We start from the raw sequence: 20,513 nt of genomic DNA, 5'->3' as shown, positions 1-20,513 counted from the left end.
TAGCCTCAGCTCGGCGCCACCGCCTCGGCCACCGGCAGCACGGTGACCTGCACCTCGGGGTCGTGGCTGCCGCCGCCGAGGATCACCCCGCGCAGCGGCGAGACGTCGGCGAAGTCGCGGCCCCAGGCCAGGGTGATGTGCTCCAGCGCCGGCCGGATATTGTTGGTCGGATCGAAGTCCACCCAGCCCTGGCGCGGGCAATACACCGAGATCCAGGCGTGCGAGGCGTCGGCGCCGATCAGCCGTGGCTGGCCGGGCGGCGGCTGGGTCAGCAGGTAGCCGCTGACGTAGCGCGCGGCCAGGCCACGGGAGCGCAGGCAGGCGAGCATCAGGTGGGCGAAGTCCTGGCACACGCCGCGGCGTTCCTCCAGCACCTGCAGCAGCGGCGTGGCCACCTGGGTGGCCACGGCATCGAAGGTGAACTCCTCGAAGATCTTGCCCATCAGCGCCTGCACCGCCAGGAGCAGCGGCCGGCGGGCCGGAAAACAGTCGTCGGCGTAATCGACGAAGGCCTGCTTGAGGCGCACATAGGGCGACTCGAAGCGGTAGCGGGCGGCATCCAGCAAGGCCGGCGAGAGCGCACGACCGCTGTAGCTGAGCGCGCCGCTGATGCTCTCCCAGGGCGGCGAGTCCGTCAGCGCCAGCGCTGGCCGGGCCAATACCTCGATGCGCAGGCGCGCGCCGACCACCAGGGCATCATGGGGGCGCTCGAACACCAGTCGGGTCAGCGGGTTGCCGAACACGTCCAGTTCGTCGCGGCGCTGGCAGGGCCGCGGGCTGACCTGCAGCTCGCGCTCGTCGCAGCGCTGCCAGGCGCAGGGCCGCGGCCACAGGTGCGCCAGCTGCTGGGCCAGGGAGACCGGCGCCGAGTAGCGGTAGTGGGTGTCGTGGATGATCTGATAGGCCGCGCTGTTCATGTCGACTGGGTCCGCTGGCTGGGGTCGACGTGCACGAAGAAGCGTAGACCGAGGTGTTCGGAGGCATCTTCGCCGGCCCCGGCGATGCGCTCCAGCAGATCGGCCAGGCCCAGCAGCACCGCCTTGACGCTGCTCGGGCCGAACAGCGGGTTCTCCAGGCTGGCCAGGCTGAAGTCGCTGAGCTGCTGCTCCAGCTGGCGCAAGGGCACCTCGTCCGGCAGCTCGTAGCGTTCGCCGAGACGGCCCAGCGCGCGCAGCAGGGTGCGCAGCTGGAACAGCACGGCATGGGGATTCTGCTCATCCAGCAGCAGCAGGTCGAGCACCGGGATGAGTTGCGCCGAGGCCAGGTAGCGGGTGCGGTAGGTGATGCTGCTGTTGCCCAGCTCCAGCAGCCAGGCCAGGGCCGACGAGTCGCCGACCGCATCGCTGCGCAGGAAGGCGGCGACACTCTCGGCCATGAAGTGCAGGCGCTCGATGCTGCGCCCGACCAGCAGGAAACGCCAGCCATCGTCGCGGGTCATGTCGTCCAGGGCGAAGCCGGACAGCGCCGCCAGGGAGATCAGCAGGCCGTCGAGGTAATCCAGCAGTTCGCCGAAGTCCGCGGCCTCGGCATCCAGCCGATGGGCCTCGCGCTGCAGCTCCAGCAGCAGTTGCCAGTTGCCCTGGGACAGCTTGCCGCGCACGCTGCCGGCGGTCCATTGCAGGCGCTGCAGGTTGGTCCGCAGGCTGGCCGGCCAGTCGGCGCCGAGCAGCGCCTGCAGCAGACGCTGCTCCAGCTCGCCGCTGGCCGCCTCCGGCAGCAGGCCGAGGCTTTCGCCCAGGGCCAGGGCGCTCTCCAGGGCCTGGGGATCGTCGTCATCGTCGACATAGCGCGCCAGCATGATGCGCAGCAGGCGCGCGCCATCCTCGCAGCGCGAGCTGTAGCGGCCGAACCAGAACAGGTTCTCCACCACCCGCGACGGCAGGAAGGGGTCGCTGCGCACCAGGTCGGCCACGCCGAGGGCGCGCCACCACTGCCAGGGCTCGCCGCCGGGATGACGCTCGCCGAGCACCCAGGTGTCCTTGCTCGCCCCGCCGCTCTGCATCGACACCGCTTCGGCATCGGCCGCGGCGGCCACCCGGGTCAGACCGCCGGGCATCACCCGGTAGCCCTCGGCGCTGGCCACGGCGAACACCCGCATGCCGATGGCCCGGGACTGCAAGCCATCCGCCTCGCCCAGCCATACCGGCGCCTGGGACAGTTGCGGGCGGGCCTGGGCGACATAGGCATAGGGCCGCGCCCGCAGGCGCTCGGCCAGCGCCGAGCGCTGGGCCTCGTCGAGGTCGCGGGCCAATACCGGGGGAAAGCTCTGCGAGGGGAAGCTGGGGCGCACCAGCAGCTCCGGCAGTTTCTTCAGGGCCTGTTGGAGCACGGGCGCCTCGCCGCACCACCAGCTGGCGATGCTCGGCAGCAGCAGCTTCTCGCCGAGCACTTTCTCGGCGATGGCCGGGAGAAAACCGGGCAGCCCCGGCGACTCCAGCACCCCGCTGCCCAGTGCATTGGCGATCAGCACCCGGCCGCGACGCACCGCCTCGAGCAGGCCGGGCACCCCGAGGGCGGAATCGGCGCGCAGCTCCAGCGGGTCGCAGAAGTCGTCGTCCATCCGGCGCAGTACCGCGTGCACGCGGCGCAGGCCGGCCAGGGTTTTCAGGTACAGGGTGGCGTCGCGCACCGTCAGGTCGCTGCCCTCGACCAGCGGGTAGCCGAGCTGGCGGGCCAGATACAGGTGTTCGAAGTAGCTCTCGTTGAAGCGCCCGGACGTCAGCAGCACCACCAGGGGCGTCTCGCCGTCGGCCGGGGCCTGGCGCGCCAGGGTCTCCTGCAGGGTGCGGAAGAAGCCGCCGAGGTACTGCACGTTCAGCTCGCGGTACAGCTCGGGCAAGGTGCGCGAGACGATCTGCCGGTTCTCAAGGGCGTAGCCGGCACCGGACGGCGCCTGGGTGCGGTCGTCGGTGACCCACCAGCGGCCATCCGGCGCGCGGGCCAGGTCCACCGCATACAGGTGCAGGAAGGTGTCGCCCGCCGGCCTCACGCCCTGGCACGGCCAGAGGAAGTTGTTATGACCGAATACCAGCTCGGCCGGCAGCAGGCCATCGGCGATCAGCTGCTGCGGCCCGTAGATATCGGCCAGCACGGCGTCGAGCAGCTTCGCCCGCTGGGCCACGCCGGCGGCGATCTGGCGCCACTCATCGGCGGGAATCAGGTTCGGCAGCAGGTCCAGCTCCCAGGGCCGGTCGGCGCCTTCGGGGTCGGCGTAGACGTTGTAGGTCACGCCGTTTTCCTGGATCTGCCGGGCCACCAGGGCCTGGCGCTGGGCCAACTGCTCGGGGCTGGCGCCCTGCAGGCGCTCGAACAGGCGGCGCCAGTGCGGCCGCACCCGCCCCTTGGCATCCACCAGTTCGTGGTAGGCCGCATCGCTCAGCGGGTAGTCGGCTAGCAGGTCGGGCATGAGTCACTCGAGAAAAGGTGGCCGTCTAATGACGACGCAGGTCCAGGGTCATCGGCAGCTCGGGGTTAATCTGCAGTGGGCCCACCTCACGCAGGCCTGGGCTGTGACCGAGCCGGAAGAAGCGCGCCAGGCGCCGACTCTCCGCCTCGTAGGCATTGACCGGCAGGCTTTCGTAGTTGCGCCCGCCGGGATGGGCGACATGATACTGGCAACCGCCCAGGGAACGGTTCATCCAGCTGTCGATCAGGTCGAACACCAGGGGCGCATGCACGCCGATATTCGGCTGCAGGCAGGAGGCCGGCTGCCAGGCACGGAAGCGCACGCCACCGACGAACTCGCCGACCGTACCGGTGGGCTGCAGCGGCACCGGCACGCCATTGCAGGTCAGCACATAGCGGTCGGCCGGCATGCCGTCGACCTTGACCTGCAGGCGCTCCAGGGACGAGTCGACGTAACGCACGGTGCCGCCGGTGGCACCCTCCTCGCCCAGCACGTGCCAGGGCTCCAGGGCCTGGCGCAGCTCCAGCTCGATGCCCTTGACGTTGAAGTCACCGACCTTGGGAAAGCGGAACTCGAAGTGCGGGGCGAACCACTCGGCCCGCAGCGGATAGCCGAAGGCATAGAGCTCCTGCATCACATCGGCGAAGTCCTGCTCGACGAAATGCGGCAGCAGGTAGCGGTCGTGCAGCTCGGTACCCCAGCGCACCAGCCGCGCCGGTGCGTAGGGCTGCTGCCAGAAGCGCGCGATCAGGGCGCGCAGCAGCAACTGCTGGGCCAGGCTCATTTCCCCGTGGGGCGGCATCTCGAAGGCGCGCAGCTCGAGCAGACCGAGGCGGCCGGTGGCCGAGTCCGGCGAATACAGCTTGTCGATGCAGAACTCGGCCCGGTGGGTGTTGCCGGTCACGTCCACCAGCAGGTGGCGCAGCAGGCGGTCGATCAGCCACGGCTGGCAAGGCTGCCCCGGCTCGGGGATCTGCGCGAAGGCGATCTCCAGCTCGTAGAGCGAATCGTTGCGCGCCTCGTCGACCCGCGGCGCCTGGGAGGTCGGGCCGATGAACAGGCCGGAGAACAGGTAGGACAGCGACGGGTGGTTGTGCCAGTAGCTGATCAGGCTGCGCAACAGATCGGGGCGGCGCAGGAAGGGCGAGTCGGCCGGGGTCGCGCCGCCGAGGACGAAATGGTTGCCGCCGCCGGTGCCGGTGTGACGGCCATCGATCATGAACTTCTCGCTGGACAGGCGTGACTGGCGCGCCGCCGCGTAGAGGAACTCGGTGCGCTCGACCAGCTCCGGCCAACTGGCGGCCGGGTGGATGTTCACCTCGATCACCCCCGGGTCCGGGGTGACCCGGAAAAACTGCAGGCGCGGGTCCTGGGGCGGCTCGTAGCCTTCGAGCAGCACCGGGCAGTCCAGCTCGACTGCGGTGGCCTCGATGGCCGCGACCAGCTCCAGGTAGTCTTCCAGGCGACTCAGCGGCGGCATGAACAGATACAGGCGCCCTTCCCGCGGCTCGGCGCACAGCGCGGTGCGCACCACGCGGTCGGCCGACTGCCCGCGGCGCGGGCGCTCGCTCGTCGTGTTCGGGCTCGCCGGCATGCCGCCGCGCAACTGGCGGGCGATCTGCCCTGCCGGCGGGAGTGGCGCCAGCAGCTGGGACGGATCCACCGGGTTGACATAGGGATAATCGGCCTCCCTGACCCAGGGCTGCGACTCCAGCGGCAGGCGGTAGCCCAGCGGCGAGTCGCCCGGCAGCAGCCGGCAGCGCTCGTCGCGCAGGAACCAGGCGCTGCTCTGCCAGGCGTCTTCGCTGGCGCTGCGGGCCAGCGGCAGGATATGCCCGACCACCTTGCCCAGGCCCTGCTCGAACACCTTGCACAGGCGCTCGCGCTCCAGCGGGTCGCTCAGCCGCGAATCCTCCGGGCTGACGTTGCTCGGCAGCTTGCGTTCGCGCCACAGGTAATAGAGGAAGTCCTCGTAGGCGGCGAAGCAGTGCTCGCCGCTCAGCCCCAGGCGCGGCGCCAGCGCGGCGAGAAAGCGCGCGGCCAGGTCGGCGTCGGCGCCGTAGTCGCTCTGCTCGTCGGCATACAGCAGCGGCTCGTGCCACAGCGGCTCGCCATCGCGGCGCCAGTAGCAGTTCAGCGACCAGCGCGGCAGTTGCTCGCCCGGGTACCACTTACCCTGGCCGAAGTGCACCAGCCCCTTCGGCGCGTAGTGGGCACGCAGGCGATGGAACAGCTCGGCGGCCAGGCGCCGCTTGTGCGGGCCAAGGGCGGCGGTGTTCCACTCCTCCTCGTCCGGGTAGTCGAGGGCGACGAAGGTCGGCTCGCCGCCCATGGTCAGGCGCACGTCGTCGCGCTGCAGGTCCTCGTCGACGCGCCGTCCGAGGGCGTCGATCGCCAGCCATTGCGCCTCGCTGTAGGGCCGGGTGACCCGCGGCGCCTCCCAGATGCGTTCGATGCGCATCTCATGGGAGAACTCGCACTCGCTCTCGTCCACCCCGCCACTGATCGGCGCCGCCGACGACGGTTCCGGGCTGCAGGCCAGGGGAATGTGGCCCTCGCCGGCGAACAGGCCGCTGGTCGGGTCCAGGCCGATCCAGCCGGCGCCGGGCAGGTAGACCTCGCACCAGGCGTGCAGGTCGGTGAAGTCCACCTCGGTGCCCGACGGGCCGTCCAGCGCCTTGACGTCGGCGGTGAGCTGGATCAGGTAGCCGGAGACGAAACGCGCGGCCAGGCCCAGGTGACGCAGCAGCTGCACCAGCAGCCAGGCCGAGTCGCGACAGGAGCCCGAGCCGTTCTCCAGGGTTTCCTCGGGCGTCTGCACCCCCGGCTCCAGGCGGATCAAATAGGCGATGTCGCAGGACAGGCGCTGATTGATCGCCACCAGGAAGTCGACGCTGGCCGTCGGCGTCAGGTCGATGCCGGCCAGGTACTCGGCGAACAGCGGCGTCGCCGGCAGCTGCACCAGATAGGGCGCCAGCTCGCGCCGCTCGCCCTCGGTGTAGGCGAAGGGGATCTGTTCGGCATAGGGTTCGAGGAAGAAGTCGAAGGGGTTGAACACCGCCATCTCGGCGACCAGGTCGACCTCCACCTTCAGCTCGCGGGTCTTCTCCGGGAACACCAGGCGCGCCAGGTAGTTGCCCTGGGGGTCCTGCTGCCAGTTGATGAAGTGCCCGCCCGGCTCGACCTTCAGGCCGTAGGACAGCACCCGAGTGCGACTGTGGGGCGCCGGACGCAGGCGCACGATCTGCGGCCCGAGCTGGACGTCGCGGTCGTAGCGGTAGTGGCTGACGTGGTGCAAGGCGATATGGATCGACACGGTAAACCTCCTGCGAGCCTGGGCGATACGCATCCCGCGCAAGTCTTGTGCCAGTGCTCTGCTATAGAGACTCTAGCCCCTCCCACCCGGCAGCGCGCAGCACCAGGCGACCGGCAACGCTGCACAATCTCCGTGCAGCCCGGGCCGGCCGTGCGCCCTGGCGCCCTACGCAGGCCGTCGCGCATCCGTTACCATCGCGCCACATCCCAGAAGAGCTGCGCATGTATATCTATCGATTGGTTCTGATCCTGGTTGTGGGGATCTACCTGTTTTCCCCGGCCATCATGGACTGGTGGACCGACCCCAACGGCGCCTGGTACCGGCCGTACCTGTTGTGGCTGATCCTGATCGTGGTGACCTTCATCCTGCAGAGCCAGCGAGACACCGATGAGCTCTGATGCGCAGCGGCGAACTGCAGCGACCGCCCTTTACTCCTTATTCGCCGAGCCGAACCGATGCTGATGAGTTTTAGCCTGAGCCAGCTGATCCTGATCAGCGCCGCCTACCTGCTGGTGCTGTTCGGCGTCGCCTGGGTCAGCGAGCACGGCCTGATCCCGCGCTGGATCATCCGCCACCCCCTGACCTACACCCTGTCGCTCGGCGTGTATGCCAGCGCCTGGGCCTTCTACGGCACCGTCGGCCTGGCCTACCAGTACGGCTACGGCTTTCTCGCCAGCTACCTGGGGGTGTCCGGCGCCTTCCTCCTGGCGCCGGTGCTGCTCTACCCGATCCTGCGCATCACCCGCACCTACCAGCTGTCGTCATTGGCCGACCTGTTCGCCTTCCGCTTTCGCAGCACCTGGGCCGGCGCGCTGAGCACGGTGTTCATGCTGATCGGCGTGCTGCCACTGCTGGCGCTGCAGATCCAGGCGGTGGCCGACTCGATCGGCATCCTCACCCAGGAGCCGGTGAAGGACCGCGTGGCCCTGGCCTTCTGCGGCCTGATCATCCTCTTCACCACCCTGTTCGGCGCCCGCCATATCGCCACCCGCGAGAAGCACGAGGGGCTGGTGTTCGCCATCGCCTTCGAGTCGGTGGTCAAGCTCGGCGCCCTGGCCATCATCGGCCTGTACGCCCTGTACGGGGTGTTCGACGGGCCGCAGGCCCTGGAGACCTGGCTGGTGCAGAACCAGGCCGCCCTGACCAGCCTGCACACGCCGCTGCAGGAAGGCCCCTGGCGCACCCTGCTGCTGGTGTTCTTCGCCTCGGCCATCGTCATGCCGCACATGTACCACATGACCTTCACCGAGAACCTCAACCCGCGGGCCATGGTCAGCGCCAGCTGGGGCCTGCCGCTGTTCCTGCTGCTGATGAGCCTGGCGGTGCCGCTGATCCTCTGGGCCGGCCTGCGCGTGGGCGCCACCACCAACCCGGAGTACTTCACCCTCGGCCTGGGCATTGCGGTGAACAGCCAGACCCTGGCGCTGATCGCCTACGTCGGCGGCCTGTCGGCCTCCAGCGGGCTGATCATCGTCACCACCCTGGCGCTGTCCGGCATGCTCCTCAACCATGTGGTGCTGCCGCTGTACCAGCCGCCGACCGAAGGCAACATCTACCGCTGGCTGAAGTGGACCCGGCGGGTGCTGATCTTCGCCGTGATCATGGCCGGCTTCGGTTTCTATCACCTGCTCGGCGCCGAGCAGGACCTGGCCAACCTGGGCATCGTCGCCTTCGTCGCCACCCTGCAGTTCCTCCCCGGGGTGCTCTCGGTGCTGTACTGGCCGACCGCCAACCGCCGCGGCTTCATCGCCGGCCTGCTGGCCGGCATCGGCGTCTGGGTGGTGGGCATGCTGCTGCCGATGCTCGGCAACCTGCAGGGCTTCTACCTGCCGATGTTCAACCTGGTCTACGTGCTGGACGACAGCAGCTGGCACTTCGCCGCGATCGGCTCGCTGGCGGCCAACGTGCTGGTGTTCACCCTGGTCTCGCTGTTCACCGAGGCCAGCGACGAGGAGAAGAGCGCCGCCGAGGCCTGCGCGGTGGACAACGTGCGCCGCCCGCAACGCCGCGAGCTGCTGGCCCTGTCGCCCCAGGAATTCGCCGCCCAGCTGGCCAAGCCGCTGGGTGCCAAGACCGCCCAGCGCGAGGTCGAGCAGGCCCTGCGCGACCTGCACCTGCCGTTCGACGAGGGCCGCCCCTATGCCCTGCGCCGCCTGCGCGACCGCATCGAGGCCAACCTGTCCGGCCTGATGGGGCCAAGCGTGGCCCAGGACATCGTCGAGACCTTCCTGCCCTATAAGGCCGGCAGCGAAACCTATGTCACCGAGGACATCCACTTCATCGAGAGCCGCCTGGAGGACTACCACTCGCGCCTCACCGGCCTGGCCGCCGAACTCGACACCCTGCGCCGCTACCACCGCCAGACCCTGCAGGAACTGCCCATGGGCGTCTGCTCGCTGGCCAAGGACCAGGAAATCCTGATGTGGAACAAGGCCATGGAGGAACTCACCGAGATCCCCGCGCAGCGCGTGGTCGGCTCACGCCTGGCGACCCTCGGCGAGCCCTGGCACGGCCTGCTCAGCGGTTTCATCGAGCTGCCCGACCAGCACCTGCACAAGCAGCAGCTGGACCTGGATGGCGAGACCCGCTGGCTCAACCTGCACAAGGCGGCGATCGACGAGCCGCTGGCGCCGGGCAACAGCGGCCTGGTGCTGCTGGTCGAGGACCTCACCGAAACCCAGATGCTGGAAGACAAGCTGGTCCACTCCGAGCGCCTGGCCAGCATCGGTCGCCTGGCCGCCGGGGTGGCCCACGAGATCGGCAACCCGATCACCGGCATCGCCTGCCTGGCGCAGAACCTGCGCGAGGACCGCGAGCAGGACGAGGAGATGGTCGAGCTGAGCGGGCAGATCCTCGAACAGACCAAGCGGGTCTCGCGCATCGTCCAGTCACTGATGAGCTTCGCCCACTCCGGCAGCCACCAGCAGGCCGACGAACCGGTGTCCCTGGCCCAGGTGGCGCAGGACGCCATCGGCCTGCTGGCGCTCAACCGGCTCGGCACCGAGGTGCAGTTCTTCAACCTGTGCGACCCGGAGCACTGGGCCGAGGGTGACCCCCAGCGCCTCGCCCAGGTGCTGATCAACCTGCTGTCCAACGCGCGCGATGCCTCGCCCCAGGGCGCGGCCATCCGGGTCAAGAGCGAGGCCAGCGAACACACCGTCGACCTGATCGTCGAAGACGAGGGCAGCGGCATTCCCAAGGCGATCATGGACCGCCTGTTCGAGCCCTTCTTCACCACCAAGGAGGTCGGCAAGGGCACGGGGCTCGGCCTCGCGCTGGTCTATTCCATCGTGGAAGAGCATTATGGACAGATAACAATCGACAGCCCGGCCGATCCCGAGCACCAACGCGGCACCCGCATCCGGGTGACCTTGCCACGGCATGTCGAGGCGACGTCCAAAGCGAATTGAACCTGCGACCTGAGACCGTCGAGAGAACAGATTAATGCCCCATATTTTGATCGTCGAAGACGAAACCATTATCCGCTCTGCCCTGCGCCGCCTGCTCGAGCGCAACCAGTACCAGGTCAGCGAAGCCGGCTCGGTACAGGAAGCCCAGGAACGCTACAGCATCCCCGGCTTCGACCTGATCGTCAGCGACCTGCGCCTGCCGGGCGCGCCGGGTACCGAGATGATCAAGCTGGCCGAGGGCACCCCGGTGCTGATCATGACCAGCTACGCCAGCCTGCGCTCGGCCGTCGACTCGATGAAGATGGGCGCGGTCGACTATATCGCCAAGCCCTTCGACCACGACGAGATGCTCCAGGCCGTGGCGCGCATCCTGCGCGACCGACAGACGGCCAAGAGCGCCCCGGGCGAGCCCGCCGCCAGCAGCGGCCGGGCCGCCAGCGACAAGGACAGCGGCAACGGCGAGATCGGCATCATCGGCTCCTGCGCGCCGATGCAGGAGCTGTACAACAAGATCCGCAAGGTCGCGCCGACCGACTCCAATGTGCTGATCCAGGGCGAGTCCGGCACCGGCAAGGAGCTGGTCGCCCGCGCCCTGCACAACCTGTCCAAGCGCGCCAAGGCGCCACTGATCTCGGTCAACTGCGCGGCCATCCCGGAAACCCTGATCGAGTCGGAGCTGTTCGGCCATGAAAAAGGCGCGTTCACCGGCGCCAGCGCCAGCCGGGCCGGCCTGGTCGAGGCGGCAGATGGCGGCACCCTGTTCCTCGACGAGATCGGCGAGTTGCCGCTCGAGGCCCAGGCCCGCCTGCTGCGGGTGCTGCAGGAGGGCGAGATCCGCCGGGTCGGCTCGGTGCAGTCGCAGAAGGTCGACGTGCGCCTGATCGCCGCCACCCACCGCGACCTGAAGGGCCTGGCCAAGATCGGCCAGTTCCGCGAGGACCTCTATTACCGGCTGCACGTGATCGCCCTGAAGCTGCCCGCCCTGCGCGAACGCGGCAACGATGTGCTGGAGATCGCCCGCGCCTTCCTGCTGCGCCAGTGCACCCGAATGGGCCGCGACGACCTGCAGTTCGCCCAGGACGCCGAGCAGGCGATCCGTCACTACTCCTGGCCGGGCAACGTGCGCGAGCTGGAGAACGCCATCGAGCGCGCGGTGATCCTCTGCGAGAACAGCAGCATCACGGCCGAGCTGCTGGGCATCGACATCGAGCTGGACGACCTCGACGAAGACGACGACGGCCCTTCCAGCGGTGCGCCCCAGGCCAGCAACAGCAGCCTGGAGCCCACCGAAGACCTGTCACTGGAAGACTATTTCCAGCACTTCGTACTGGAACACCAGGACCACATGACCGAGACCGAACTGGCGCGCAAGCTCGGTATCAGCCGCAAGTGCCTGTGGGAACGGCGCCAGCGCCTGGGCATTCCGCGGCGCAAGTCGGGGGCGGCGACCGGGACCTGAGTGCTCAGGGCGCGACAGGTGCGCCGAGCAAAGGTTCCCCGAGCTGTTACCCAATCAGTCTCGCGTAACAGAAGCCGGGTCTATCGGTAACGACAGCCCGGCTTTTTTGTCCCCGTCTCGCACCACAAGAAATCCTCAAGCCCTTGTTTTAAAAGACATTCTCAAAACTGGCACGGCATCTGCTTTATCGCTGGCACAACAACAATAACAAGCAGCACCCACGACAATAAAAACAAGACGTAACGACTCCAGAACAACAAGAACAACAAGACGGAGGCGCAGCTAACTGATCATTTTGGAAAGGAATTGCCTTTGGGGTTCGCCCCACAGCCAGGCCGAGAACAATAAAACTGCCACGAGGCAGCTCCTGTACTGGTTGGGTCACGCAAGGACCATGGCAGCGTCAGCATCCAAAGTAATCCGTTTGCTATTGGCTCCCACACTGGGAGGTTTTCCACGGGTCATTGACTCGGCGGAACGAGCAAGACGAAAACAACAACAAGCTCGCCATAACAATAAAAACAAAGCACGCACCTACTTGAGGGGGAGCCTAGGCTCCCCCAGTAGCTTCAGCCCCGGCCAGCCTGACTATCTCCCGCCGCTTCCTACACCATCTCCCGACTCGATGCTAGAATCCGCGCCAATCCTGCGGCCATCACGTATTCTGGCCAGTCATTCCGTCAAACAGTGCATCCCATGCTGAAAAAGCTGTTCAAGTCTTTACGCTCTCCCCTTCGCCGCGCCAAGCATTCGCACAGCACCCCCGAGGTGCTGAACAACAGCCAGCACCCGATCCAGCGCGGGGAAATCAGCCGCTACGCCACCAGCGTGGTGGAGCGCCTGCAGAACGCCGGCTACCAGGCGTACCTGGTCGGTGGCTGCGTCCGCGACCTGCTGCTGGACATCGACCCCAAGGATTTCGACGTCGCCACCAGCGCCACCCCCGAACAGGTGCGCGCCGAGTTCCGCAACGCGCGGGTGATCGGCCGGCGCTTCAAGCTGGCCCATGTGCACTTCGGCCGCGAGATCATCGAGGTCGCGACCTTCCGCGCCAACCATCCCCAGGGCGATGAGGAAGAGAACAGCAACCTGGCCTCGCGCAACGAGAGCGGACGCATCCTGCGCGACAACGTCTACGGCAGCCTGGAGGACGACGCCCAGCGCCGCGACTTCACCATCAATGCGCTGTACTACGACCCGAGCAGCGAGCGCATCCTCGACTACGCCAATGGCGTGCACGACATCCGCAACCACCTGATCCGCCTGATCGGCGATCCGACCCAGCGCTACCAGGAAGACCCGGTGCGCATGCTGCGGGCCGTGCGCTTCGCCGCCAAGCTGGACTTCGAAATCGAGAAACACAGCGCCGCGCCCATCTACAAGCTGGCGCCGATGCTGCGCGAGATCCCCTCGGCGCGCCTGTTCGAGGAAGTGCTCAAGCTGTTTCTCGCCGGCTACGCGGTCTACACCTACGAGTTGCTGGTCGACTACGGCCTGTTCGGCGAACTGTTCCCGGCCAGCGCCGCGGCGCTCAAGCAGAACCCGGACTACACCGACACCCTGATCCACAACGCCCTGGCCAACACCGACCTGCGCATCCAGCAGGGCAAGACGGTGACCCCGGCGTTCCTCTTCGCCGCGCTGCTCTGGCCGGCGCTGCCCGCCCGCGTGCTGAAGCTGCAGGAACGTGGCATGCCGCCGATCCCAGCCATGCAGGAAGCCGCCCACGAACTGATCAGCGAGCAGTGCCAGCGCATTGCCGTGCCCAAGCGCTTCACCCTGCCCATCCGCGAGATCTGGGACATGCAGGAGCGCCTGCCGCGGCGCAGCGGCAAGCGTGCCGACCTGCTGCTGGAGAATCCGCGCTTCCGCGCCGGCTATGACTTCCTCCTGCTGCGCGAGAGCGCGGGCGAGCAGACCGGCGGCCTTGGCGCCTGGTGGACCACCTATCAGGATGCCAGCGACAGCGAGCGACGAGCGATGATCCGCGAGCTCAGCAGCAAGGACGACGGCCCCGGCGCCCCGCGCAAGCGCAAGCGCAGCGGCGGCCGGCGCAAGCGCAGCGGCGAAGGCGCGGCAAAGCCGAGCAACGACTGATGGAACGGGTCTATATCGGCCTCGGCAGCAACCTGGCCGAGCCCCTGCAGCAACTGCATGGCGCCCTCGCCGCGCTGGCCGAGCTGCCGCAGTCGCAGCTCAGCGCCACCTCGTCCTTCTATGCCAGCGACCCGCTCGGCCCGGCGGACCAGCCGCGCTACGTCAATGCCGTGGCTGCCCTCGATACCGCGCTCGCCCCCCTGGCCCTGCTCGACGCCTTGCAGGCCATCGAGCTGAACCAGGGCCGCACGCGCAAGGCCGAACGCTGGGGGCCGCGCACCCTCGACCTGGACATCCTGCTGTTCGGCCAGCGCCGCCTCGATGAGCCGCGCCTGACGGTGCCGCATTACCACATGCATGCCCGCCCCTTCGTCCTCTATCCCCTGGCCGAACTGGCCCCGGACCTGGTGCTGCCGGACGGTCGCGCGCTGCAGCAGTTGCTCGACGCCTGCCCCTTCCAGGGACTGGAGCGCCTGGCCTAGAGCCTCTCGTCGCTCCGTCGCCAAGCGCCCGGGCGCGCCGCGACGGCACCACGGATGCTGCGTCCGCGCCCCGCACGCCGGCGCCGCACGGTAACGCCAGTAACGTGCCGGTAACACCCGCAATTGACTTCAAGCCGCCCCATCAGGACTATATGCGTCCCGTTGCCCCGCACCGGTGAAAACCGAGGCCAATGCAGGCCAACTTGAAGCAGCACGGCTGCTGGCTCGACGCCTGATTGAGGACGATTCTCATGCCTGACGTTACCCTGACCACCCTGCAGAGCCTCAAGCAGAGCGGCGAGAAAATCGCCATGCTGACCTGCTACGACGCCACCTTCGCCCAGGTCGCCAGCCAGGCGGGGGTCGAGGTGCTGCTGGTCGGCGACTCCCTCGGCATGGTCCTGCAGGGGCACGACAGCACCCTGCCGGTCAGTGTCGCCGACATGGCCTACCACACCGCCAGCGTCAAGCGCGGCAACCAGGGTGCGCTGATCCTCGTCGACCTGCCGTTCATGGCCTACGCCACCCCCGAACAGACCCTGGCCAACTGCGCCACCCTGATGCAGGCCGGCGCCCACATGGTCAAGCTGGAAGGCGCCGGCTGGCTCGCCGAACCGGTCCGCCTGCTCGCCGAGCGCGGCGTGCCGACCTGTGTGCACCTGGGGCTGACGCCGCAGGCGGTCAATCTGCTCGGCGGCTACAAGGTCCAGGGCCGCCAGGAGGCCCAGGCACGCCAGATGCGCGCCGACGCCATGGCCCTGGAGCAGGCCGGCGCGGCCATGCTGCTGCTCGAGTGCGTGCCCAGTGAACTGGCCGCGGAGATCAGCCAGGCGGTGAAGATCCCGGTGATCGGCATCGGCGCCGGCAGCGCCACCGACGGCCAGGTGCTGGTCCTGCACGACATGCTCGGCCTGTCCCTGAGCGGCCGCACGCCGAAGTTCGTCAAGGACTTCATGGCCGGTCAGAACAACATTCAGGCGGCGCTCGGCGCCTACGTCCAGGCGGTCAAGGCGCAGACCTTCCCCGCCGCCGAACACGGATTCTCCCTATGAACACGGTCAAGACCATTCGCGACCTGCGGGCCGCCGTGGCCCAGGCGCGCGCCGAAGGCAAGCAGATCGGCTTCGTGCCGACCATGGGCAACCTGCATGCCGGCCATGCCGCGCTGGTGACCAAGGCGGCCCAGCGCGCCGACTTCGTGGTGGCGAGCATCTTCGTCAACCCGCTGCAATTTGGCCCGAGCGAAGACCTCGACAAGTACCCGCGTACCCTCGCCGAAGACCAGGACAAGCTGCTCGAAGCCGGTTGCCACCTGCTGTTCGCCCCCGGCGTCGAGGAGATGTACCCGGACGGCATGAACGACCAGACCCGGGTCAGCGTGCCGCGGGTCTCCGAAGGCCTGTGCGGCGCCAGCCGCCCGGGGCACTTCGAGGGCGTCGCCACCGTGGTGACCAAGCTGCTCAACATGGTGCAGCCGGATCTCGCGGTATTCGGCCAGAAGGATTTCCAGCAGCTGGCGGTGATCCGCGCCCTGGTCCGCGACCTGAACATGCCGATCCAGATCATCGGCGAGCCCACCGTGCGCGCCGAGGACGGACTGGCGCTGTCGTCGCGCAACGGCTACCTGACCCCTGAACAGCGTGTCGTGGCGCCCACCCTGTATCGCAGCCTGCAGCAGATCGCCGCGGCGCTGCGCGGGGGTGACCGCGACTTCGCCAAGCTGATCGCCGCCGCCCAGCAGCAGCAGCTCACCGCCGGCTTCCGCCCGGACTATCTGGAAGTTCGCGAAGCCAACAGCCTGCGCCCGGCCACGGCTCAGGATCGCCAGCTGGTGATCCTGGTCGCCGCCTTCATCGGCAACACCCGGCTGATCGACAACCTGGCGCTCGACCTCGACGCCACCCCGTAACCCGCCAGCGGGCTCGTGCGCCGGCGCCCTGGGCTGCTGCGCACCGGCTCGCACAGCCACTGCAACCGCTTAGGAGAACGCCATGCACGCGATCATGCTCAAGGCCAAACTGCACCGCGCCGAAGTCACCCACGCCGTGCTCGACTACGAGGGCTCCTGCGCCATCGACGGTGAGTGGCTGGACCTGGCCGGCATCCATGAGTACGAGCAAATTCAGATCTACAACATCGACAACGGCGAGCGCTTCACCACCTACGCGATTCGCGGCGAAGCCGGCTCGCGGATGATCTCGGTGAACGGCGCGGCGGCGCACAAGGCCAAGGTCGGCGACCGGGTCATTATCTGTGCCTATGCCCAATACAGCGAGGCCGAGCTGGCCAGCTTCAAGCCGCGCATGCTGTACATGGCGCCGGGCAACGAACTGAGCCACACCAGCAACGCCATTCCGTTGCAGGTGGCCTGAGGCGGCGCCCCGCCGGTTACACTCAAAGCCCGGACACAGACAGTGCTCCGGGCTTTTTATTGCCCCTATCGATATCCAGAGAACGCACAAGCAGAAGGAAGCCCCGCAATGGCGTACTACCAGCACCCGCTCGATGTCACCGCCCTGCCCGCCTGGCAGGCACTGCAAAGCCATAGAGCCGGCTTGCAGGACTTCAGCATGCGCGAGGCGTTCAAAGCGGATTCGCAGCGTTTCGATCAGCTGTCATTGAGCAGCTGTGGCCTGTTTCTCGATTACTCGAAGAACCTGATCACCTACAAGACCCGCGACCTGCTGGTGCGTCTGGCCGAAGAGTGTGGCCTGCGGCAGGCGATTGGCGCGCTGTTCGACGGCGCACGGCTCAACGCCTCGGAGGGCCGCCCGGCCCTGCACACCGCGCTGCGCCGGCCGATCGGCGACAAGGTGCTGGTCGATGGCGTCGACGTGATGCCCGAGGTGCACCGGGTGCTGCACCAGATGACCGAACTGGTCGGCAAGGTGCACGACGGCCTGTGGCGCGGCTACAGCGAGAAGCCCATCACCGACGTGGTCAACATCGGCATTGGCGGCTCCTTCCTCGGCCCGCAGCTGGTCTCCGAGGCGCTGCTGCCGTTCGCCCAGCGCGGCGTGCGCTGTCACTACCTGGCCAATATCGACGGCAGCTCGTTCCACGAGCTGGCGGCCAAGCTGCGCGCCGAAACCACCCTGTTCATCGTCTCCTCGAAGACCTTCAGCACCCTGGAAACCCTGAAGAACGCCCAGGCCGCGCGCAGCTGGTACCTGGCCCAGGGCGGCACCGAGGGCGAACTGCACCGCCACTTCATCGCCGTGTCGAGCAACCGCGAGGCGGCGGTGGCCTTCGGCATCCACGAGGAGAACATCCTGCCGATGTGGGACTGGGTCGGCGGGCGCTACTCGCTGTGGTCGGCCATCGGCCTGCCGATCGCCATGTCCATCGGCATGTCCAACTTCAAGGAGCTGCTGTCCGGCGCCTACAGCATGGACGAGCACTTCCAGAACGCCCCGTTCGAGCAGAACATGCCGGTGCTCATGGCCCTGCTGGGCATCTGGTACGGCAACTTCTGGGGCGCCCAGACCCAGGCGATCCTGCCCTACGACCATTACCTGCGTAACATCACCAAGCACCTGCAGCAGCTGGACATGGAGTCCAACGGCAAGCGCGTGCTGCAGGACGGCCGCCCCGTGCCCTGCGCCACCGGCCCGGTGATCTGGGGCGGGGTCGGCTGCAACGGCCAGCACGCCTATCACCAGCTGCTGCACCAGGGCACCGCGCTGATCCCGGCCGACTTCATCGTGCCGGTGGTCAGCTACAACCCGGTGGCCGACCATCACCAGTGGCTCTATGCCAACTGCCTGTCGCAGAGCCAGGCGCTGATGCTCGGCAAGACCCAGGCCGAAGCCGAGGCGGAGCTGCGCGCCAAGGGCCTGGACGAGGACGAGGTGCAGCGCCTGGCGCCGCACAAGGTGATCCCCGGCAACCGCCCGAGCAACACCCTGGTGATGGAACGGGTCAGCCCGCGCCGCCTGGGCGCTCTGGTCGCGCTGTACGAGCACAAGGTGTTCGCCCAGAGCGCCATCTGGGGCATCAACGCCTTCGACCAGTGGGGCGTCGAGCTGGGCAAGGAGCTGGGCAAGAACGTCTACTCGCGCCTGCTCAGCACCGAGCCGGGGCCGGCCGAGGACCCCTCCACCCAGGGCCTGATCGACTTCTTCCGCGCCCGCCATCGCGGTTGAGCCCAGCCGCGCCCTGGCTCAGGTCGGGGCGCAGGCACGGGGTTGCGGCGCTTGATCCGGGGCGCCGCGGGGGTGCTAACCTTACCGACATCGCGGACACAACCAGACAAAAGGACCCGCCATGTTTGAGATCACCCGCCACCCCGTGGCTGACGCCGTGCGCCAGCGCGCGCACCTCGACAGCGCCGACTACCAGCGCCTCTATCAGCAGTCGATCGAGCAACCGGAGACCTTCTGGGCCGAACAGGCCAAGGCCTTTCTCGACTGGTTCAAGCCCTGGCTCAGCGTGCACCACGTCGACATGTACAAGGGCCAGGCGACCTGGTTCAAGGGTGCCCAGCTCAACGTCAGCTACAACTGCATCGACCGCCACCTGGCGCAGCGTGGCGACCAGGTGGCGCTGATCTGGGAGGGCGACGACCCCAGCGAATCGGCCAACATCACCTACAGCAAGCTGCACCAGCAGGTCTGCCGCCTGGCCAACGCCCTGAAGAGCCGCGGCGTGCAGAAGGGCGACCGGGTGTGCATCTACATGCCGATGATTCCGGAAGCCGCCTATGCCATGCTCGCCTGCACGCGCATCGGCGCGGTGCACTCGGTGGTGTTCGGCGGCTTCTCCCCCGATGCCCTGCGCGACCGCATCCTGGATGCCGACTGCCGCACCGTGATCACCGCCGACGAAGGCGTGCGCGGCGGCAAGTACGTGCCGCTCAAGGCCAACGTCGACAAGGCGCTGCAGAGCTGCCCGGACGTCTCCACCGTACTGGTGGTGCAACGCACCCAGGGCGAGATCGACTGGCACGCCGAACGCGACATCTGGTATCACGACGCGCTGCGCGGCGCCGGCGACGACTGCGCGCCCGAGCCGATGGAGGCCGAGGACCCGCTGTTCATCCTCTACACCTCCGGCTCCACCGGCAAGCCCAAGGGTGTGTTGCACACCACCGGCGGCTACCTGCTGATGGCGGCGATGACCCACAAGTACGTGTTCGATTACCACGACGGCGACATCTACTGGTGCACCGCCGATGTCGGCTGGGTCACCGGGCACAGCTACATCGTCTACGGCCCGCTGGCCAACGGCGCCACCAGCCTGGTCTTCGAGGGCGTGCCGAACTATCCGGACGCCTCGCGCTTCTGGCAGGTGATCGACAAGCACCAGGTGAACATCTTCTACACCGCGCCGACCGCCATCCGCGCGCTGATGCGCGAAGGCGAGGGCCCGGTCAAGAGCAGCTCACGGACGAGCCTGCGCCTGCTCGGCTCGGTCGGCGAGCCGATCAACCCGGAAGCCTGGGAGTGGTACTACAACGTGGTCGGCGACCAGCGCTGCCCGATCGTCGACACCTGGTGGCAGACCGAAACCGGCGCCATCATGATCGCCCCGCTGCCCGGCGCCACCGACCTCAAGCCAGGCTCGGCGACCCTGCCATTCTTCGGCGTGCAACCGGTCCTCCTGGATGAGCAGGGCAAGGAAATCGACGGCCCGGCCAGCGGTGTATTGGCGATCAAGGCCAGCTGGCCGAGCCAGATCCGCAGCGTCTATGGCGATCACCAGCGACTGATCGACACCTACTTCAAGCCCTACCCCGGCTACTACTTCAGCGGCGACGGCGCGCGCCGCGACGAGGACGGCTACTACTGGATCACCGGGCGGGTCGACGACGTGATCAACGTCTCCGGCCACCGCATCGGCACCGCCGAAGTGGAAAGCGCCCTGGTGCTGCACGATGCCGTGGCCGAAGCGGCAGTGGTCGGCTACCCCCATGACGTCAAGGGCCAGGGCATCTACGCCTTTGTCACGCCGATGAACGGGGTGGAACCAAGCGACGCGCTGAAGAAGGAACTGCTGGCCCTGGTCGGCAAGGAAATCGGCAGCTTCGCCAAACCCGAACTGCTGCAATGGGCCCCCGGCCTACCCAAGACCCGCTCCGGCAAGATCATGCGACGCATCCTGCGCAAGATCGCCTGCAACGAGCTGGACACCCTCGGCGACACCTCGACCCTGGCCGACCCGAGTGTGGTCGACGGCCTGATCGACCAACGCCTCAATCGCTGAGCACGCTCAGCCCCGCCCAACCGAAAGCCGCCAACACTGCGCGCCCAGCGCCGTGTTGGCGCCGGCAACCGCCCAGGCAAGGGCCGTTCGCGACCGCCCCCATCAGCCCGCACGACTGACCGCGAAAAATACTTGCGCG

General features: G+C 67.8%; 13 protein-coding genes. 10 read left to right on the top strand and 3 right to left on the bottom strand.

Going from position 1 to position 20,513, the window contains the following annotated elements; all coding sequences use genetic code 11:
* Positions 1 to 5: 5 nt before the first annotated feature.
* Genes LPB260_RS08910 through LPB260_RS08900 form a run of 3 tightly spaced genes read right to left on the bottom strand, consistent with a single transcriptional unit; the run spans position 6 to position 6,722 of the window.
* Complete coding sequence (locus tag LPB260_RS08910; protein ID WP_208708333.1) at positions 6 to 917, bottom strand: transglutaminase family protein; 912 nt, start codon at positions 915 to 917, stop codon at positions 6 to 8.
* Positions 914 to 3,406, bottom strand: a complete 2,493-nt coding sequence (locus LPB260_RS08905) for a circularly permuted type 2 ATP-grasp protein (protein WP_208708332.1) — start codon at positions 3,404 to 3,406, stop codon at positions 914 to 916. The genes LPB260_RS08910 and LPB260_RS08905 overlap by 4 nt, the downstream gene beginning before the upstream one ends.
* A 25-nt stretch (positions 3,407 to 3,431) precedes the next feature.
* Entirely contained in the window at positions 3,432 to 6,722 is a 3,291-nt protein-coding gene (locus tag LPB260_RS08900) for a DUF2126 domain-containing protein (protein ID WP_208708331.1), read from the bottom strand.
* A 221-nt stretch (positions 6,723 to 6,943) separates the two neighbouring features.
* On the opposite strand from LPB260_RS08900, the gene LPB260_RS08895 reads away from it, so the two are divergent.
* The 10 genes from LPB260_RS08895 (at position 6,944) to acs (ending at position 20,374) form a co-directional block, all read left to right on the top strand.
* Positions 6,944 to 7,120 carry a hypothetical protein gene (locus tag LPB260_RS08895; RefSeq protein WP_208708330.1) on the top strand — a complete coding sequence of 59 codons (177 nt, stop codon included), beginning with the start codon at positions 6,944 to 6,946 and terminating at the stop codon, positions 7,118 to 7,120.
* A 57-nt stretch (positions 7,121 to 7,177) separates the two neighbouring features.
* The gene (locus tag LPB260_RS08890) at positions 7,178 to 10,132 is read left to right on the top strand and encodes a sensor histidine kinase (protein WP_208708329.1); all 2,955 of its coding nucleotides are present in this window, start codon (positions 7,178 to 7,180) and stop codon (positions 10,130 to 10,132) included.
* 34 nt (positions 10,133 to 10,166) lie between these two features.
* Entirely contained in the window at positions 10,167 to 11,591 is a 1,425-nt protein-coding gene (locus LPB260_RS08885; protein ID WP_208708328.1) for a sigma-54 dependent transcriptional regulator, read from the top strand.
* Between the two features lie 696 nt (positions 11,592 to 12,287).
* Entirely contained in the window at positions 12,288 to 13,688 is a 1,401-nt protein-coding gene (locus LPB260_RS08880; protein WP_208708327.1) for a polynucleotide adenylyltransferase PcnB, read from the top strand.
* Complete coding sequence (gene folK, locus LPB260_RS08875) at positions 13,688 to 14,170, top strand: 2-amino-4-hydroxy-6-hydroxymethyldihydropteridine diphosphokinase (RefSeq protein ID WP_208708326.1); 483 nt, start codon at positions 13,688 to 13,690, stop codon at positions 14,168 to 14,170. The genes LPB260_RS08880 and folK overlap by 1 nt, the downstream gene beginning before the upstream one ends.
* Positions 14,171 to 14,421: 251 nt before the next feature.
* Complete coding sequence (gene panB, locus LPB260_RS08870; RefSeq protein WP_208708325.1) at positions 14,422 to 15,222, top strand: 3-methyl-2-oxobutanoate hydroxymethyltransferase; 801 nt, start codon at positions 14,422 to 14,424, stop codon at positions 15,220 to 15,222.
* A complete protein-coding gene (panC, locus tag LPB260_RS08865; RefSeq protein WP_208708324.1) occupies positions 15,219 to 16,079 on the top strand; it encodes a pantoate--beta-alanine ligase in 861 nt (286 codons plus the stop codon). Before panB ends, panC begins: the two co-directional genes overlap by 4 nt.
* 82 nt (positions 16,080 to 16,161) lie before the next feature.
* On the top strand, positions 16,162 to 16,542 hold the full coding sequence (gene panD / locus LPB260_RS08860) for an aspartate 1-decarboxylase (RefSeq protein ID WP_208708323.1): 381 nt from the start codon (positions 16,162 to 16,164) through the stop codon (positions 16,540 to 16,542).
* 108 nt (positions 16,543 to 16,650) lie between these two features.
* Positions 16,651 to 18,315: a glucose-6-phosphate isomerase gene (pgi, locus tag LPB260_RS08855; RefSeq protein WP_208708322.1), complete on the top strand. Its 1,665-nt coding sequence runs from the start codon at positions 16,651 to 16,653 to the stop codon at positions 18,313 to 18,315.
* 121 nt (positions 18,316 to 18,436) lie between these two features.
* On the top strand, positions 18,437 to 20,374 hold the full coding sequence (acs, locus tag LPB260_RS08850) for an acetate--CoA ligase (protein WP_208708321.1): 1,938 nt from the start codon (positions 18,437 to 18,439) through the stop codon (positions 20,372 to 20,374).
* Positions 20,375 to 20,513 lie beyond the last annotated feature (139 nt).

Source organism: Pseudomonas sp. LPB0260 (assembly GCF_013388395.1).
Note: the sequence above shows the minus strand (reverse complement) of the source record. Positions and strands in the feature narration are given on the sequence as shown.

What these genes read in the sequence shown, in the direction of transcription:
- LPB260_RS08890 (WP_208708329.1), top strand. Translation starts at nt 7,178, where the DNA reads ATGCTGATGAGTTTTAGCCTGAGCCAGCTGATCCTGATCAGCGCCGCC.
- panC (WP_208708324.1), top strand. Translation starts at nt 15,219, where the DNA reads ATGAACACGGTCAAGACCATTCGCGACCTGCGGGCCGCCGTGGCCCAG.
- panB (WP_208708325.1), top strand. Translation starts at nt 14,422, where the DNA reads ATGCCTGACGTTACCCTGACCACCCTGCAGAGCCTCAAGCAGAGCGGC.
- panD (WP_208708323.1), top strand. Translation starts at nt 16,162, where the DNA reads ATGCACGCGATCATGCTCAAGGCCAAACTGCACCGCGCCGAAGTCACC.
- pgi (WP_208708322.1), top strand. Translation starts at nt 16,651, where the DNA reads ATGGCGTACTACCAGCACCCGCTCGATGTCACCGCCCTGCCCGCCTGG.
- LPB260_RS08910 (WP_208708333.1), bottom strand. Translation starts at nt 917, where the DNA reads ATGAACAGCGCGGCCTATCAGATCATCCACGACACCCACTACCGCTAC.
- LPB260_RS08880 (WP_208708327.1), top strand. Translation starts at nt 12,288, where the DNA reads ATGCTGAAAAAGCTGTTCAAGTCTTTACGCTCTCCCCTTCGCCGCGCC.
- acs (WP_208708321.1), top strand. Translation starts at nt 18,437, where the DNA reads ATGTTTGAGATCACCCGCCACCCCGTGGCTGACGCCGTGCGCCAGCGC.
- LPB260_RS08895 (WP_208708330.1), top strand. Translation starts at nt 6,944, where the DNA reads ATGTATATCTATCGATTGGTTCTGATCCTGGTTGTGGGGATCTACCTG.
- folK (WP_208708326.1), top strand. Translation starts at nt 13,688, where the DNA reads ATGGAACGGGTCTATATCGGCCTCGGCAGCAACCTGGCCGAGCCCCTG.
- LPB260_RS08905 (WP_208708332.1), bottom strand. Translation starts at nt 3,406, where the DNA reads ATGCCCGACCTGCTAGCCGACTACCCGCTGAGCGATGCGGCCTACCAC.
- LPB260_RS08885 (WP_208708328.1), top strand. Translation starts at nt 10,167, where the DNA reads ATGCCCCATATTTTGATCGTCGAAGACGAAACCATTATCCGCTCTGCC.